The organism is Pseudomonas sp. B8(2017) (assembly GCF_002113575.1).
Classification (GTDB): Bacteria; Pseudomonadota; Gammaproteobacteria; order Pseudomonadales; family Pseudomonadaceae; genus Aquipseudomonas; species Aquipseudomonas putida_Z.
Window position 1 is genome coordinate 16,875 of the sequence record NZ_NEIO01000016.1, and the last position, 15,676, is coordinate 32,550.

The following is a 15,676-nucleotide window of genomic DNA, read 5'->3' on the forward strand; positions in this document are numbered from 1 at the left end:
GAACCCATTTACATATTCCAGGCTGCGATCAGGTTCATAACCAAATCGTAGGAATCAATGTGCCATTAGTCAGGAAGGGTTAAACACCTCTTCCTATACTGCCTCTGGACAGTCTGCACAGGGTTGTAGCGCAGACGAGTGAAAACTCGATCATGAGGCATTCCATGGAATGGCTGGGGCTGCAACTGTTCGCCGACCTGCCGGCAACCGGGCGCATCGTCATTGATTGCCGGCATGAACCGTTCCTGGTTCTGCTCGCCTACCTCGTCGCCTGTGCGGCCTGCTTCGCCACCCTGGACATGGCCGAGCGCCAATCCCACAGCGAAGACCCCACCGCCCACCGACAATGGAACATGCTCGGTGCCTGCTGCCTTGCTGGTGGCATCTGGGCCATGCACTTCATCAGCATGCTGGCCTTCCAGGCGCCAGTTGAAGTGCATTACGACGCGTCCCTGACCATACTTTCGCTGCTCATCGCCCTGGCCGTCGCCTGGCTGGCCATGCACAGCCTCGACCGCAGCCAGATGCAAACACACCATTACCTGCAAAGTGCGGTACTGATCGGCCTGGGTATCATCGTGATGCATTTCGTAGGCATGGCCGCCCTGGAAACCGGCGCCCGCCAGTACTACCAGTCCGGCCTGCTGCTGGCCTCGGCCACCATTGCCCTGCTCACCAGCCTGACCGCGCTGTACCTGGCCCGCTACTTCCGCCATGGCAGCGGTACCCTGCACCAGGCCATGAAGTACGGCGCCAGCCTGCTGATGGCCGGCGGTATCGTCGCCACCCACTTCACCGCGATGTCGGCCATGACCCTGGTCATCCCGGCAGACACCGCCCTGCGCCTGCCCTCTGGCGATAACAGCCTGCAACTGGCGCTGGGCATCGGCTTCATCACCCTGCTGATCAGTGCTGCCAGCATCAGTACCGCGCTGGCCGACAAGAAGCTGCAAAGCAAGGAACACGACCTGCGCCGGGTCAGCGTGCTGCTCAGTCAGCTCGACCAGGCCCGCGCGTCGCTGCAGCAGGCCGCGCACTACGATGCCCTGACCAGCCTGGTAAACCGCCGCGGTTTCAACCAGGTGTTCGCCGAACGCCTGGCCGAACACCAGGCCACGGAAAGCCACCTGGCAGTGATGTTCCTAGACATCGACCATTTCAAGCGCATCAACGACAGCCTCGGTCACGACGCCGGCGACGAACTGCTCAAGGTGATCGCCAGCCACATCAAGGCCGCCACTCGCAACCACGACCTGGTCGCACGCTTTGGCGGCGACGAGTTCTGCGTGGTCACCAGCCTCAACAACCGCGACGAAGCCCGCCACCTGGCCCAGCGCATCATGCAGAGGATGAAAGAGCCCATCAACCTGGGCGGCCGGCGCATGGTCATGACCACCAGTATCGGCATCAGCATCTTCCCCGACGACGGCACCACCGCCGAAGAGCTGCTCAAGCATGCAGACCTCGCCCTGTACCAGTCCAAGGGCAACGGGCGCAACAGCCTGAACTTCTTCAACGACAGCCTGAAGACCCAGGCCTCGATTGCCCTGCAACTGGAAGAGGAACTGCGGGTGGCCCTGCTCGAGGAGCATGGGCTGTGCGTGCACTACCAGCCGATCTTCGACCTGCGCAGCAGGCAAGTGGCCAAACTGGAGGCCCTGGTGCGCTGGCGACACCCGCAACACGGCCTGCTCGGGCCCGATCGTTTTGTCGCTATCGCCGAAGCCAACGGGCTGATCATCGACCTCGACCTGTGGGTGCTGCGCCACGCTTGCGCCGACCTGGCCTACCTGCAGCGCCACGGCCATGGCAACCTCAAGGTCACGGTCAATTGCTCGGCCGTCACTCTCAGCCACGACGAACTGCCCAACGAAGTGGAAAAGGCGCTGTTCCACGCCGGTCTCGCGCCTCGGCAGCTGGAACTGGAAGTGACCGAGAACGCCCTGATGGGTGATATCCAGCGTACGGTCAACCTGCTCAAGCGCGTGCGCGCCCTGGGCGTGGCGCTGTCGATCGATGACTTCGGCACCGGCTACTCGTCACTGGCCTACCTCAAGCGCCTGCCGCTGGACGTGCTGAAGATCGACCGCAGCTTCCTGCAGGATGTGCCGGGCAGCCAGAAGGACCGCGAGATCGTCCAGGCGATCATCGTCATGGCGCATACCCTGCATCTGCAGGTGGTCAGCGAGGGCGTGGAAACCGCCGAACAGCTGGCGTTTCTCGAAGCCCACGGCTGCGACTACCTGCAGGGCTACCTGCTGGGCCGCCCGGAGCCGCTGGCCGAACTGCGCTCGCTGCTGGAGCGGCTGCAGCACCAGGGCGGCGTGTTCAGCTCCTGCTGCGATACAGCTCAACCAGGGTCGCCGGATCTTTTTGCAGGTACCCCTGGCTCGCGTGCAGGCGCATCAATTGTGCGGCAAGGCCACTGAGCGGCGTCGCCGAGCCTTGCTCGCGAGAAAACTTGACCGCGCCATCGAGGTCCTTGAGCAGCGTGCGCACGTGCCACTTGATCGGCTCGAAGCGGCTTTCGGCCATTTGCGGGGCGAGGATCTGCAACGGTTTGGAATCGGCAAAGCCGCCCGCCAGCGCTTCGGCGATCAGCGTCGCATCGACCCCGGACTGTTCAGCCAAGGCCACCACTTCGGCGATCACCAGGGCATTGCAGGCCACGATCATCTGGTTGCAGGCCTTGGTCACCTGGCCAGCGCCCACCGCCCCCATGTGCGTCACCCGCTGGCCGAGTACCTGCAGTACCGGGCGTGCCCGCTCCAGGTCGGCCGCCTCGCCACCGACCATGATCGCCAGAGTGCCGGCTTCGGCCCCCGGCGTGCCGCCGGAAACTGGCGCGTCCAGCCAGGCCATGCCGCACAGCGCTGCCAGTTCGGCGGCCATTTCACGGGTGGCGGTTGGCTCCAGGCTGGAGAAATCGATCAGCAACTGGCCGCTGCGCCCGCCCTGGGCGATGCCTTGCTCGCCGAACACCACTTCGCGGACCACGGCCGTGTCGGCCAGGCACAGCAGCAGCATGTCGCTGTCGCGGCACAGTTCGGCAGGGCTGCTGGCCAGGCGCGCGCCGGCGGCGACCAGTGCAGCGCACTTGTCCGGGCTGCGGTTCCACACGGTCAGCGGGTAACCCGCTGCCAGCAGGCGCCGGCACATGGGCAGGCCCATCAGGCCGATGCCGGCGAATCCAAGCGAAGGTAGTTTTGAGTTCATCAATGACTCCGGACAAATTCGATATCGATCCGGGCCGCTTTGCGGCCTTCGCGGGCATGCCCGCGAAGGGCTGCAAGGCAGCCCCCATTACGCATCCCGTAAACTGTTACCGCCACGCCGAATTGTTACTTCCCTCTACCCGCCTTGAGCGCCCTCGAGCACCAAAACGGGGCTGCTGCGCATTTTCGCGCACCAAAAGCGATCACTCCTCTGCCGGGGGCTTCACCTGGATCACGATGAACGGCGAAACCACCACCGCCCAGATCTCTGGATCGCGGCTTTGCAGGTCATGGGCCTGCTCGGCGGTCACCGGCCCAACAGTGCCATCACTACGCCACTTGGCGAAGATCTCGCTGCGATTCTCGGCCATCGCCTCAGCAACGGCGATCAGGTCGAGGCTCGGGTCGACCCAAATCAGGTCACCCTTGGCCCAGAAACGCTCCAGCGCTTTCCACTCGATGATTGCCGTCTCGCCAAGCAATTTGGCATAGAGGGTGCTTGTTTGATCAGTCATGGGTGGTTTCCGCAAAAATCGGCCAATAAAAAAGGTCGGCATTTTTGCAGAAAAACCCGGTTTCAAATATGTAATTTGGTCGATTGATCCCGAACTTGTGGGGCGGGGTCGCAGATGCAGGCAGTTTGATGGCGCCTTTCTGTATCTTTGTGTCGACCATGCGACAACCCAGGAAGCAGGCACTTTTCGACCGCTTTTCAAGCGCTCGAACAGCGCTCTACACTGTACCGGTACAGTTCCGGGACATGTTCCGGGGGAAGGTGGGCTTGCGCGTTGGCATGGCCACGCCGCAAATCCCGCCCGGTCTGTAGCCCTGGCCGCCAGGACTATAAGAATTACAACAGAATGAGTGGAGCACTATGATCAAGATTTCCAAGCTGTTCGCCGCAATGGTTCTGGCAGGGGTAGCCAGCCATTCGTTTGCCGCCGATACCATCAAGATAGGGATTGCAGGTCCCAAGACCGGCCCTGTGACCCAGTACGGCGACATGCAGTTCATCGGCGCAAAGCAAGCCATCAAGGATATCAACGCCGCGGGCGGCGTGGATGGCAAGATGCTCGAAGCCAAGGAATACGACGACGCCTGCGACCCTAAACAGGCCGTTGCAGTCGCCAACAAAGTGGTCAACGACGGCGTCAAGTTCGTCATCGGCCACCTGTGCTCCAGCTCCACCCAGCCTGCGTCCGACATCTACGAAGACGAAGGCGTGATCATGATCACCCCGGCCGCCACCTCCCCGGAAATCACCGCCCGCGGCTACAAGCTGATCTTCCGTACCATCGGCCTGGACAGCGCCCAGGGCCCGGCTGCCGGCAACTACATCGCCGACCACGTCAAGCCGAAGGTGGTAGCCGTCCTGCACGACAAGCAGCAGTACGGTGAAGGCATCGCTACCGCGGTCAAGCAGACCCTGGAAGGCAAAGGCACCAAGGTTGCCGTGTTCGAAGGCCTGAACGCCGGTGACAAGGACTTCTCCTCGATCATCCAGAAGCTCAAGCAGAACAACGTCGACTTCGTCTACTACGGCGGCTACCACCCAGAGCTGGGCCTGATCCTGCGCCAGGCTCAGGAAAAGGGCCTGAAAGCCAAGTTCATGGGCCCGGAAGGCGTGGGCAACGACTCCATCTCGCAGATCGCCCAGAACGCCTCCGAAGGCTTGCTGGTGACCTTGCCGAAGTCGTTCGACGCGGACCCTGCCAACAAGAAGATCGTCGACGCCATCAAGGCTGACGGCAAGGACCCAAGCGGCCCGTTCGTGTTCCCGGCCTACTCGGCTGTCGAGCTGATCGCCCAGGGCATCAAGGCCGCCAAGTCCGAAGACGCCGAGAAGGTGGCCGAGGCCATCCACGCCGGCACCTTCAAGACCCCGACCGGCGAATTGTCCTACGACGCCAAAGGCGACCTGAAAGACTTCAAGTTCGTGGTGTACGAATGGCACTTCGGCAAGCCGAAGACTGAAGTCTCCCCTCAGTAACTGCGTGACTAATAGCTGACCGTAGAAGCCCACTGTGCGAGCAGTGGGCTTTGTTTTACGAGGTTCATGGGCCTGATCCCCGCGATCCGGGGGCGGGCTCACCTGAAAATCTTAAAACCGTCACCCGCGGTTTCCTGGCCTACCCCCGCCAGCGAAATGCAAATCAGGTTTTTAGGAGCGCTGTAATGCCTGAGATCTACCATTTCTTCCAACAACTGGTTAATGGATTGACCATCGGCAGCACCTATGCCTTGATCGCCATCGGCTACACGATGGTGTACGGCATCATTGGCATGATCAACTTCGCCCACGGCGAGGTGTACATGATCGGTTCCTACGTGGCCTTCATCGCCCTGGCGGGCCTGGCCATGATGGGTATCCATTCGCTGCCGATCCTGATGACCGTCGCCTTCGTCGCGACGATCTTCGTCACCAGTGCCTATGGCTACAGCATCGAACGGGTTGCCTACCGCCCCCTGCGCAACAGCAACCGACTGATCCCGCTGATTTCCGCCATCGGCATGTCGATCTTCCTGCAGAACACCGTCTTGCTTTCGCAAGACTCCAAGGACAAGTCCATCCCCAACCTGATCCCCGGAAGCTTCTCGTTCGGGCCGGGCGGCGCGGAGGAAGTACTGATCAGCTACATGCAGATCCTGGTGTTCGTGGTCACCCTGGTGGCCATGACCTGCCTCACCCTGTTCATCTCCCGTTCCCGCCTGGGCCGCGCCTGCCGCGCCTGTGCCGAGGACATCAAGATGGCCAACCTGCTGGGCATCAACACCAACAACATCATCGCCCTCACCTTCGTCATCGGTGCCGCCCTGGCGGCGGTGGCGGCCGTGCTGCTGAGCATGCAGTACGGGGTGATCAACCCCAACGCCGGTTTCCTGGTGGGCCTGAAGGCCTTCACCGCGGCGGTGCTGGGTGGCATCGGCAGCATCCCGGGCGCCATGCTCGGCGGGCTGGTGCTGGGCGTGGCCGAAGCGTTCGGTGCCGATATCTTCGGCGACCAGTACAAGGACGTGGTGGCATTCGGCTTGTTGGTTCTTGTCCTGCTATTCCGGCCGACCGGCATCCTGGGCCGCCCGGAGGTTGAAAAAGTATGAACAGAAATCTCAAACAGGCGTTCTTCAGCGCCTTGCTGGTATGGGCCGTGGCCTTCCCGGTACTGGGCCTGAAACTGAGCATCGACGGCATCAGCCTGTCCGTGCACAGCCAGGGCTCGTTCAACCTCAGCATCATTGCCCTGTGCTCGGTGCTGATGTTCCTGCGCGTGCTGTTCGACAAGCAGTGGAACTCGGTAATGGGCCGCCGTTCGGATCGCAAGCTGATCCCGCCGGCGGTCAGCAACTACCTGACCCTTCCGAAAACCCAGCGCTACGTGATCATGGGCCTGATCGTCGCGGCACTGGTGTGGCCGTTCTTCGGCTCGCGCGGTGCGGTCGACATTGCCACGCTGATCCTGATCTACGTGTTGCTGGGCCTGGGCCTGAACATCGTGGTCGGTTTGGCAGGCCTGCTCGACCTCGGTTACGTCGGCTTCTACGCCGTCGGCGCCTACAGCTACGCCATGCTCTCGCACTACCTGGGCTGGAGCTTCTGGGTATGCCTGCCGATCGCCGGCCTGATGGCCGCTACCTTCGGCTTCCTGCTCGGCTTCCCGGTGCTGCGCCTGCGCGGTGACTACCTGGCGATCGTGACCCTCGGCTTCGGCGAGATCATCCGCCTGTTCCTGCGTAACCTCACCGACTGGACCGGCGGCCCCAACGGCATCAGCAACATCCCCAAGCCAGAGCTCTTCGGCCTGACTTTCGAACGCCGTGCCGCCGAGGGCATGCAGACCTTCCATGAGTTCTTCGGGCTGGAATACAACTCGATCAACAAGGTCATCTTCCTCTACCTGGTGGCCCTGCTGCTGGCCCTGCTGGCGCTGTTCGTGATCAACCGCCTGCTGCGCATGCCGATCGGCCGCGCCTGGGAAGCCCTGCGCGAAGACGAGATCGCCTGCCGTGCACTTGGCCTGAACCCGACCGTGATCAAGCTGTCGGCATTCACCCTGGGCGCCTGCTTCGCCGGTTTCGCCGGCAGCTTCTTCGCTGCGCGCCAGGGCCTGGTGACGCCGGAGTCGTTCACCTTCATCGAGTCGGCGATCATCCTCGCCATCGTCGTGCTCGGCGGCATGGGCTCACAACTGGGCGTGATCCTCGCGGCCATCGTGATGATCCTGCTGCCCGAGCTGATGCGTGAGTTCAGCGAATACCGGATGCTGATGTTCGGTGCGCTGATGGTGTTGATGATGATCTGGCGTCCGCAAGGCCTGCTGCCTATGCAACGTCCACACATGGAGCTGCGTCGATGAGCCGCGAAATTCTGCAAGTCAGCGGCCTGAGCATGCGCTTCGGCGGCTTGTTGGCGGTCAACGGCGTGGGCCTGACCGTCAAGGAAAAACAGGTGGTGGCACTGATCGGCCCGAACGGCGCCGGCAAGACCACGGTGTTCAACTGCCTGACCGGCTTCTACAAGCCCAGCGGCGGCACCATCCTGCTCGATGGCCAGCCGATCCAGGGCCTGGCCGGGCACCAGATCGCCCGCAAGGGCGTGGTGCGGACCTTCCAGAACGTGCGCCTGTTCAAGGAAATGACCGCGCTGGAAAACCTGCTGATCGCCCAGCACCGCCACCTGAACACCAACTTCTTCGCCGGCCTGTTCAAGACCCCGAACTTCCGCCGCAGCGAGAAGGAGGCCATGGAGCGCGCGCAGTACTGGCTGGAGAAGGTCAACCTGACCGAGTTCGCCAACCGTACCGCCGGCACCCTCGCCTACGGCCAGCAGCGCCGCCTGGAAATCGCCCGCTGCATGATGACCCAGCCGCGCATCATCATGCTCGACGAACCGGCAGCGGGCCTGAACCCGAAGGAGACCGAAGACCTCAAGGCGCTGATCGCCTACCTGCGTGAGTCGCACAACGTCACCGTGCTGCTGATCGAGCACGACATGAAGCTGGTGATGAGCATTTCCGACCATATCGTGGTGATCAACCAGGGCACCCCCCTGGCCCACGGCACGCCGGAAGAGATCCGCGACAACCCTGACGTGATCAAAGCCTACCTGGGGGAAGCGTAAATGCTGAAGTTCGAGAACGTTTCCACCTTTTACGGCAAGATCCAGGCGCTGCACAGCGTCAACGTGGAGATCAACCAGGGCGAGATCGTTACCCTGATCGGCGCCAACGGTGCCGGCAAGTCGACCTTGCTGATGACCCTGTGCGGCTCGCCGCAGGCGCACAGTGGCAGCATCAAGTACCTGGGTGAAGAACTGGTCGGCCAGCCGTCCTCGCACATCATGCGCAAGAGCATCGCGGTGGTGCCGGAAGGCCGCCGTGTGTTCTCCCGCCTGACCGTCGAGGAAAACCTGGCGATGGGTGGTTTCTTCACCGACAAGGGCGATTACCAGGAGCAGCTGGACAAGGTGTTGCAGCTGTTCCCGCGCCTGAAGGAGCGTTATATCCAGCGTGGCGGCACCATGTCCGGTGGCGAGCAGCAGATGCTCGCCATTGGCCGGGCGCTGATGAGCAAACCCAAGCTGCTGCTGCTCGACGAGCCCTCGCTGGGCCTGGCGCCGATCATCATCCAGCAGATCTTCGACATCATCGAACAGCTGCGCCGTGATGGCGTGACGGTGTTCCTGGTGGAGCAGAACGCCAACCAGGCGCTGAAGATCGCTGACCGGGCCTATGTGCTGGAGAACGGCCGGGTGGTGATGCAGGGTACTGGGGAAGCACTGTTGACCGACCCGAAGGTGCGCGACGCGTACCTGGGGGGTTGACCGGGAAAAGGGCCATCTACTGGCCCTTTTTTCTACCTGTCAGAAATGTATTGCCTGTACTGGCCCTATCGCCGGCTGCCAGCTCATGGCTGACGCCCCCAGCGACCCGAACATCGGCACCACGCGCATGCAGGGCGAGCTGCGTGCCGCCGGTGGCCAGCTGCTGTTCAAGCCGTGCAGCGAAAACCGCACTTTCGTGATCAACGACGTCGCCGCCACCGGCATCCTGCAGGAAGCCGCCAACCTCGCCAAGGACGCCAACGACAAGCTGTTCGCCGACGTCCGTGGCCGCCTCACCGGCAGCAGGCAGGCCAACAACGACGGCCAGCTGGAAGTTCGCCGCCTGTACCGCCTGGAACCTTCCACCCGCGCTTGTGAAGACCCCAACTTCAAGCAGCTGACCCTGCGCGCCAACGGCCACGAGCCGGAATGGGACATCAAGGCCAGCGGCAAAGGCATGGTGCTCAACCGCGTCGGCCAGGACCCCCTGCCCCTGCCCTTCCTGGAAGAAGAAGTGCCCGGCGGCGGCCTGACCCTGACCAGCGAAGCCAACGGCCAGCACGTGGAGCTGTGGGTCGCGCCACAACGCTGCGTAGACACCGCCACCGGTGCCATCCACCACCTGCGCGCCGAACTGCGCATCGACGGCAAGACCCTGCAGGGCTGCGGTTACTACGGCGGTGCGCGCGACAACTGATCGCCGGGCGCTTTTATCCTGCCAGTCGGGGCGGCGAACAGCTTATACTTGGCGGTTTGTGTAAAGCCGCCGGCCGCCCATGGCCGGGATACTGGACCCTGCCATGCTACGAATCACCGAACTGAAGCTGCCCCTGGACCATCCCGACGAAGCCCTGCGTGAAGCCATCGTCCAGCGCCTGGGCATCCGCGACGAGCAACTGCTCAGCTTCAACCTGTTCAAGCGCAGCTACGATGCGCGCAAGAAGAACAGCGAACTGCTGTTCATCTACACCATCGACCTGGAAGCCAGCAACGAAGCCGAACTGCTCAGCAAGTTCGCCGACGATCGCAACATCGGCCCGGCGCCAGACGTGACCTACAAGTTCGTCGGCCAGGCCCCTGCTGATCTGCAGGAGCGCCCGATCGTGGTCGGCTTCGGCCCGTGCGGCATCTTCGCCGGCCTGTTGCTGGCACAGATGGGCTTCAAGCCGATCATCCTCGAGCGCGGCAAGGAAGTGCGCCAGCGCACCAAGGACACCTGGGGCCTGTGGCGCAAGAGCGTGCTCAACCCCGAGTCCAACGTGCAGTTCGGCGAAGGCGGCGCCGGTACCTTCTCCGACGGCAAGCTGTACAGCCAGATCAAGGACCCGCAGCACCACGGCCGCAAAGTGCTGGAAGAGTTCGTCAAGGCCGGTGCGCCGGACGAGATCCTGTACATCAACAAGCCACACATTGGCACCTTCCGCCTCACCGGCATGGTCGAGCAGATGCGTCAGGACATGATCGCCCTCGGCGCCGAAGTGCGCTTCCAGCAGAAGGTCACCGACCTGCTGATCGAGGATGGGCAGCTGACCGGCGTGGTGCTGGAGAGCGGCGAACAGCTGCACTCGCGCCATGTGGTGCTGGCCCTGGGCCACAGTGCCCGCGACACCTTCCGCATGCTGCACGCCAAGGGCGTGTACATGGAAGCCAAGCCGTTCTCGGTGGGCTTCCGCATCGAACACCCGCAAACGCTGATCGACAAGGCGCGCCTGGGCAAGTACGCCGGTCACCCGAAACTTGGTGCCGCCGACTACAAGCTGGTGTACCACGCCAAGAACGGCCGTTCGGTGTACAGCTTCTGCATGTGCCCGGGCGGCACCGTGGTCGCCGCCACCAGCGAGCCAGGCCGGGTGGTTACCAACGGCATGAGCCAGTACTCGCGTAACGAGCGCAACGCCAACTCCGGCATCGTCGTCGGCATCGACCCCGAACGCGATTACCCGGGCGGCCCGCTGGCCGGCATCGAGCTGCAGGAGCGCCTGGAAGCCCACGCCTACGTGATGGGCGGCAGCAACTACCAGGCCCCGGCGCAGCTGGTGGGTGACTTCGTCGCCGGCCGGCCGTCGACTGCACTGGGCAGTGTCGAGCCGTCCTACAAACCGGGCGTGACCCTGGGCGACCTGGCGCCAAGCCTGCCGGACTTCGCCATCGAGGCCATTCGCGAGGCACTGCCGGCGTTTGACCGGCAGATTAAGGGCTACAACCTGCATGATGCAGTGTTGACCGGGATCGAGACCCGCACCTCGTCGCCGCTGCGCATTACCCGCGGTGAGGACTTCCAGAGCCTGAACCTGAAGGGGCTGTTCCCGGCGGGTGAAGGGGCCGGGTATGCGGGCGGGATCCTGTCGGCGGGTGTCGATGGCATTCGCATCGCCGAGGCGGTGGCGCGGGATATGCTCGGTCTCTGAGCCTTTATTGCCTGCCAAGGCCCTTTCGCGGGCTCGCCCGCTCCCACAGGTGCCGCGCCAGATCTGAATGTGGCGCGGTACCTGTGGGAGCGGGCAAGCCCGCGAATAGGCCCTGACAGGAATCAGAATTATCCAACCCAGAGATCAGACTCTCCCTCCCCCTTCCTTCCCCATCTGCATCTAGGCTTCCCTCAGCCCAGCCAGTAACAACATATAACAAAAACGAATATAGTTTTTGTTTGAAAGCATATCGTCACAGGCTAGGGTGTACGCCCGTTCCATCGTCAACTGCTCATGGAGAGCCTATAGCCCGTGCGTAGCCTGTTCACCCGCTTCTTCCAGCTCGAAGCCGCCAGCGGCCTGCTGCTGATCGCTGCGGCCATCCTGGCCCTGGTCATCAACAACTCGCCGCTGTCCTACCTGTACAGCGGCCTGCTCGACGTCCCCGTCGCCGTCCAGGTCGGCGCGCTGCACATCGCCAAACCGCTGCTGCTGTGGATCAACGACGGCCTGATGGCGCTGTTCTTCCTGCTCATCGGCCTGGAGGTCAAGCGCGAGGTGGTCGACGGCCACCTGTCCAAGCCCTCCCAGGTGATCCTGCCTGCCACCGCCGCCGTGGGCGGCATGGTGATACCGGCACTGATCTACTGGTTCATCAACCGTGACAACCCGGCGGCCGTGGCCGGCTGGGCGATCCCCACCGCCACCGACATCGCCTTCGCCCTCGGCGTACTGGCCTTGCTGGGCAAGCGCGTGCCGGTGTCGCTGAAACTGTTCCTGATGACCCTGGCGATCATCGACGACCTGGGTGCGATCATCGTCATTGCCCTGTTCTACTCGGGCACCCTGTCGAGCGTGTCGCTGCTGCTGGCCGCCGCCTGCCTGGTAGTGCTGGTGGCCATGAACCGGCTTGGCGTGGTCAAGCTTGGGCCGTACATGGTCGTTGGCCTGATCCTGTGGGTCTGCGTGCTCAAGAGCGGTGTGCATGCCACCTTGGCCGGGGTTGCCCTGGCCCTGTGCATCCCGCTGCGCACGCGCCATGCCGAACGCTCGCCACTGCTCGCCCTGGAGCACGCCCTGCATCCTTGGGTCGCCTACGCCATCCTGCCGCTGTTCGCTTTCGCCAACGCCGGTGTATCGCTGGCAGGCATGACCGTAGAAAGCTTCACCCACCCAGTGCCACTGGGCATCGCCGTCGGGCTGCTGCTGGGCAAGACCGTGGGTGTCTTCGGCCTGACCTGGGTCGCGGTCAAGCTGCGCCTGGCCGCGCTGCCTGCAGGCGCCAGTTGGGGGCAATTGCTGGGTGTGGCGATACTTTGCGGTATCGGCTTCACCATGAGCCTGTTCGTTGGCTCGCTCGCCTTTGTGCCTGGCAGCAGTGATTACGCCGGAATGGACCGCATGGGTATTCTCACCGGCTCGTTCTTCGCCGCCGTGATCGGCTATGCGGTAACCGCCATGGCCAGCCGCAAGCCCAACGTCGGCTGACCTGGCCGCAGCATGAAAAAACCCCGACTGGCGAACGCCATGTCGGGGTTTTGTCTTGTTGGGCTACGGTCAGTGCGTGACGCGGCTGGTGCCATCGACGGTCATGATGCGCACGCGGTCGCCAACGCGGAAGATCTCGTTCTGCTGCACGGCCTGCACATAGGCACGCATGCTGCCATCATCCTCACGCACGGTGATTTCGACACCTTGGGTACGAGTCAGGCCTTCTTCGGCGGCGGAACCGGCCAGGCCACCGGCAACGGCACCGATCACGGCAGCGACGATGCTGCCACGGCCACCGCCCACGGCGCTGCCGGCCACGCCACCGACGATGGCGCCAGCACCACCGCCGATCGGGGTCTTGGTGCCCTCGATCTTGACCGGGCGCAGGGACTCGATGGTGCCCATGCGCACGGTTTGCACGCGGCGGGCCTCATCACGGGAGTAGCTGTCACCGGTCAGGCTCGAGGCACAGCCACCCAGCAACAACGACATGGTGGTAAAGGTCGCCACCAGCAAAGCGGATTTACGCATGGGTAAAGTCTCCATAAGTCAGGTGCTCATTAGACGCTGCACGTTGACGGCTGTCACGGTACAAACGTAATAAAATTGTTTTCATTCAGCCAAGGGACAGCCTGCGTGGCTGTGTCGAGGCCTTTCAAGTGAGACCAAGGATAGCCATGGATTACTTCATCGTCGTGGTCACCACCGTTGCGGGGTTGTACTTCCACTGGTGGCTGTATGTGCGCATGCGCCGCTGGATGGACCGTGACCTGGCGTTGTCGCTGGCTGGGGCGGACCCTGGAAAACGCGCTTATATGCTGCAAAGGCTGGAGCAGGCGCGGGTGGAGAAGGTGGGGCGCAAGCAGTTGGTGGGGTGGTTGGAGCGGGAGGCTGCGGGGTATCCGGGGTAGCCTTGGAGATTGCTGGGGCCGCTTTGCGACCCTTTCGCGACACAAGGCCGCTCCCACAGATTGGGTCTGCGCTGTACCTGTGGGAGCGGCCTTGCGTCGCGATGGGCTGCGCAGCAGCCCCCGGAATCTCAGGGCGCCAACCGCTCCCGCAGCCACTGCCCATCCACCAGCCGGTAGTTCAGTCGGTCATGCAGGCGGCTGGCCCGCCCCTGCCAGAACTCGATGCGTTCAGGCAGCAAACGATACCCACCCCAATGTTCCGGGCAATGCGGCTGGGTGTCGGAGAAGCGCGCCTCGGTGGCTTTGACCAGCCCCTCCAGCTCCTCACGGCCGGCAATCACCTGGCTCTGCGGCGAAGCCCAGGCCCCCAGGCGGCTGCCCAGCGGGCGCACCTGGTAGTAGGCGTCCGACTCCTGGGGCGTGACCTTTTCCACCCGCCCTTCGATGCGCACCTGGCGCTCCAGTGCCGGCCAGAAGAAGGTCATGGCGGCGAAAGGGTTGACCTGCAGTTGCTGGCCCTTGGCACTATCGTAGTTGGTGAAGAAGGTGAAACCACGCTCATCGAGCCCCTTCAGCAGCAAGATACGGCAGTGAGGGCGGCCTTCACCATCGACAGTGGCCAAGGTCATGGCGTTGGCTTCCACCGGTACCTGCTCGGTTTTCACCGCATCGGCGAACCACTGGTGGAACAGGGCGAACGGCTCCCCCGGGGCCTGGGCTTCGGCCAGGCCATCACGGGTGTAGTCGCGGCGCATATCGGCCAGGGATTGGGTCATTGCTGCGTTCCTTGACGATCAGTTGGTCTTCGCAGGGCTGTTGGCAGCTACTTTCTTGTCAGTGGTAGCTTTCTTGGCGACGGGCTTGGCCGGCGCGGCTTTTTTCTTGGCCGTGGTCTTGGCTGGCGCCTTGGCCTTGGCTTTGGTTACAGGCTTCTTCGCCGCAGCCTTGGTGGCCGGCTTGCTGTCGGCAGCCTTGGCGGCAGGCGCCTTGACGTCCTGCACCGCCACCATCGGGGCCCGTGCCGGGGCGGCTTGCTGGTACTTGGCCAGCAGGGCGACCATGGTGTTCTGCGGGGTCAACAGCATTTCCACACGGCGGTTCAGGGCACGGCCCTCGGCGCTGTCGTTGGCGGCGCGCGGCATTTCCGAGCCCATGCCCTTGAGGTTCAGGCGATCACGCTGCAGGCCGCTGAGGCGGAAGATGGCCGACACCGAAGCGGCGCGCTCCAGGCTGAGCTTCTGGTTGGCGGCAGCGACGCCACTGCTGTCGGCATGGCCGAGCACCAGCACGGCGGTCTTGGCATCGCCCTCGACAGTCTTGGCCACACGGGTGATCGGGCCCAGAGTCATCGGCAGCAGCATGTTCGGACGATCAGGGTTGTACGAGCTGTCCACCGGGATGGTTACCGCCAGCACGTTGTCACGGCGCTCCAGTTCCAGCTTGCTGCCCTTGATCGCCTCACGCAGCTTGGGCTCGTACTCGTCCAGCCAGGCCTGGGTGGCCTTCTGGTCGATCTTCGGTACCACCGGCCCCTTGGCCTGCTTCTCTTCACCGCCGAACGGCCACCACCAACGGCTGGCGTTGTCCGACTTGGCGTCGGCCTTGGCCACGTTTTCCGTGACGGCTTGCTTCACTTCCTGCTCGGCAACCTTGTCCGAACCGAAGGGCCACCAGCTCGAGGCGCTGTCCTTCGAGCCGTCCTGGGGGTGACTGGCGCAGCCGGTAACGGCGGTCAGGCACAGGGCGAGTGCTAAGGTTTTGTGTGAAGACATCAGCGATACACCATGAAATAGAAAGAAATTTTGCCTACGCTTTTCAGGCGTTGGCATTGAG

15 protein-coding genes are annotated in these 15,676 nt (G+C 63.2%); 10 read left to right on the forward strand and 5 right to left on the reverse strand.

Annotation, left to right across the window (positions count from 1 at the left end):
* Nucleotides 1-164 precede the first annotated feature (164 nt).
* Nucleotides 165-2,429 (forward strand): bifunctional diguanylate cyclase/phosphodiesterase, encoded by a 2,265-nt coding sequence (locus CAG22_RS20125; RefSeq protein ID WP_085706026.1) that lies wholly within the window; start codon nt 165-167, stop codon nt 2,427-2,429.
* Here the strand turns inward: CAG22_RS20125 and CAG22_RS20130 are convergent.
* A complete protein-coding gene (locus CAG22_RS20130) occupies nt 2,329-3,216 on the reverse strand; it encodes an NAD(P)-dependent oxidoreductase (protein ID WP_085706027.1) in 888 nt (295 codons plus the stop codon). The two genes, CAG22_RS20125 and CAG22_RS20130, sit on opposite strands and share 101 nt — an antisense overlap.
* A 202-nt stretch (nt 3,217-3,418) precedes the next feature.
* On the reverse strand, nt 3,419-3,730 hold the full coding sequence (locus CAG22_RS20135) for a DUF2288 domain-containing protein (protein ID WP_085706028.1): 312 nt from the start codon (nt 3,728-3,730) through the stop codon (nt 3,419-3,421).
* Nucleotides 3,731-4,089: 359 nt separating this feature from the next.
* Here CAG22_RS20135 and CAG22_RS20145 point away from each other — a divergent pair, with 359 nt between their 5' ends.
* The 8 genes from CAG22_RS20145 to nhaA all read left to right on the forward strand — a co-directional run bounded on the left by CAG22_RS20145 (nt 4,090) and on the right by nhaA (nt 12,929).
* Entirely contained in the window at nt 4,090-5,205 is a 1,116-nt protein-coding gene (locus CAG22_RS20145) for a branched-chain amino acid ABC transporter substrate-binding protein (RefSeq protein ID WP_075046119.1), read from the forward strand.
* 185 nt (nt 5,206-5,390) lie between these two features.
* Nucleotides 5,391-6,314, forward strand: a complete 924-nt coding sequence (gene livH, locus CAG22_RS20150; protein ID WP_025340356.1) for a high-affinity branched-chain amino acid ABC transporter permease LivH — start codon at nt 5,391-5,393, stop codon at nt 6,312-6,314.
* Nucleotides 6,311-7,567, forward strand: coding sequence for a high-affinity branched-chain amino acid ABC transporter permease LivM (locus tag CAG22_RS20155; protein ID WP_025340357.1), 1,257 nt, complete (start codon nt 6,311-6,313; stop codon nt 7,565-7,567). The genes livH and CAG22_RS20155 overlap by 4 nt, the downstream gene beginning before the upstream one ends.
* Nucleotides 7,564-8,331 (forward strand): high-affinity branched-chain amino acid ABC transporter ATP-binding protein LivG, encoded by a 768-nt coding sequence (gene livG / locus CAG22_RS20160; protein ID WP_025340358.1) that lies wholly within the window; start codon nt 7,564-7,566, stop codon nt 8,329-8,331. The genes CAG22_RS20155 and livG overlap by 4 nt, the downstream gene beginning before the upstream one ends.
* Nucleotides 8,332-9,033 carry an ABC transporter ATP-binding protein gene (locus CAG22_RS20165; protein WP_013973921.1) on the forward strand — a complete coding sequence of 234 codons (702 nt, stop codon included), beginning with the start codon at nt 8,332-8,334 and terminating at the stop codon, nt 9,031-9,033.
* 49 nt (nt 9,034-9,082) lie between these two features.
* Nucleotides 9,083-9,730, forward strand: coding sequence for a COG3650 family protein (locus CAG22_RS20170; RefSeq protein ID WP_371916771.1), 648 nt, complete (start codon nt 9,083-9,085; stop codon nt 9,728-9,730).
* A gap of 103 nt (nt 9,731-9,833) precedes the next feature.
* Nucleotides 9,834-11,441 carry an NAD(P)/FAD-dependent oxidoreductase gene (locus CAG22_RS20175; protein WP_046614721.1) on the forward strand — a complete coding sequence of 536 codons (1,608 nt, stop codon included), beginning with the start codon at nt 9,834-9,836 and terminating at the stop codon, nt 11,439-11,441.
* A 312-nt stretch (nt 11,442-11,753) separates the two neighbouring features.
* Complete coding sequence (gene nhaA / locus CAG22_RS20180; RefSeq protein WP_085614184.1) at nt 11,754-12,929, forward strand: Na+/H+ antiporter NhaA; 1,176 nt, start codon at nt 11,754-11,756, stop codon at nt 12,927-12,929.
* Nucleotides 12,930-12,998: 69 nt separating this feature from the next.
* On the opposite strand, the gene CAG22_RS20185 is transcribed toward nhaA, so the two are convergent.
* Nucleotides 12,999-13,463, reverse strand: a complete 465-nt coding sequence (locus tag CAG22_RS20185) for a glycine zipper 2TM domain-containing protein (RefSeq protein ID WP_013973925.1) — start codon at nt 13,461-13,463, stop codon at nt 12,999-13,001.
* 146 nt (nt 13,464-13,609) lie between these two features.
* Between CAG22_RS20185 and CAG22_RS20190 the strand changes: the two genes are divergently transcribed.
* The gene (locus tag CAG22_RS20190; RefSeq protein WP_085706029.1) at nt 13,610-13,843 is read left to right on the forward strand and encodes a hypothetical protein; all 234 of its coding nucleotides are present in this window, start codon (nt 13,610-13,612) and stop codon (nt 13,841-13,843) included.
* Nucleotides 13,844-13,971: 128 nt separating this feature from the next.
* Here CAG22_RS20190 and pdxH read toward each other — a convergent pair whose 3' ends face one another.
* Entirely contained in the window at nt 13,972-14,619 is a 648-nt protein-coding gene (gene pdxH, locus CAG22_RS20195; RefSeq protein WP_085706030.1) for a pyridoxamine 5'-phosphate oxidase, read from the reverse strand.
* 18 nt (nt 14,620-14,637) lie between these two features.
* Nucleotides 14,638-15,615: an OmpA family protein gene (locus CAG22_RS20200; protein WP_085590191.1), complete on the reverse strand. Its 978-nt coding sequence runs from the start codon at nt 15,613-15,615 to the stop codon at nt 14,638-14,640.
* Nucleotides 15,616-15,676 lie beyond the last annotated feature (61 nt).

Bases quoted from the DNA above. Each gene is read 5' to 3' on its own strand.
- CAG22_RS20165 (WP_013973921.1), top strand. From the start codon at position 8,332: ATGCTGAAGTTCGAGAACGTTTCCACCTTTTACGGCAAGATCCAGGCG.
- CAG22_RS20125 (WP_085706026.1), top strand. From the start codon at position 165: ATGGAATGGCTGGGGCTGCAACTGTTCGCCGACCTGCCGGCAACCGGG.
- livG (WP_025340358.1), top strand. From the start codon at position 7,564: ATGAGCCGCGAAATTCTGCAAGTCAGCGGCCTGAGCATGCGCTTCGGC.
- pdxH (WP_085706030.1), bottom strand. From the start codon at position 14,619: ATGACCCAATCCCTGGCCGATATGCGCCGCGACTACACCCGTGATGGC.
- CAG22_RS20135 (WP_085706028.1), bottom strand. From the start codon at position 3,730: ATGACTGATCAAACAAGCACCCTCTATGCCAAATTGCTTGGCGAGACG.
- CAG22_RS20155 (WP_025340357.1), top strand. From the start codon at position 6,311: ATGAACAGAAATCTCAAACAGGCGTTCTTCAGCGCCTTGCTGGTATGG.
- CAG22_RS20185 (WP_013973925.1), bottom strand. From the start codon at position 13,463: ATGCGTAAATCCGCTTTGCTGGTGGCGACCTTTACCACCATGTCGTTG.
- CAG22_RS20130 (WP_085706027.1), bottom strand. From the start codon at position 3,216: ATGAACTCAAAACTACCTTCGCTTGGATTCGCCGGCATCGGCCTGATG.
- CAG22_RS20190 (WP_085706029.1), top strand. From the start codon at position 13,610: ATGGATTACTTCATCGTCGTGGTCACCACCGTTGCGGGGTTGTACTTC.
- CAG22_RS20175 (WP_046614721.1), top strand. From the start codon at position 9,834: ATGCTACGAATCACCGAACTGAAGCTGCCCCTGGACCATCCCGACGAA.
- livH (WP_025340356.1), top strand. From the start codon at position 5,391: ATGCCTGAGATCTACCATTTCTTCCAACAACTGGTTAATGGATTGACC.
- CAG22_RS20145 (WP_075046119.1), top strand. From the start codon at position 4,090: ATGATCAAGATTTCCAAGCTGTTCGCCGCAATGGTTCTGGCAGGGGTA.
- CAG22_RS20200 (WP_085590191.1), bottom strand. From the start codon at position 15,615: ATGTCTTCACACAAAACCTTAGCACTCGCCCTGTGCCTGACCGCCGTT.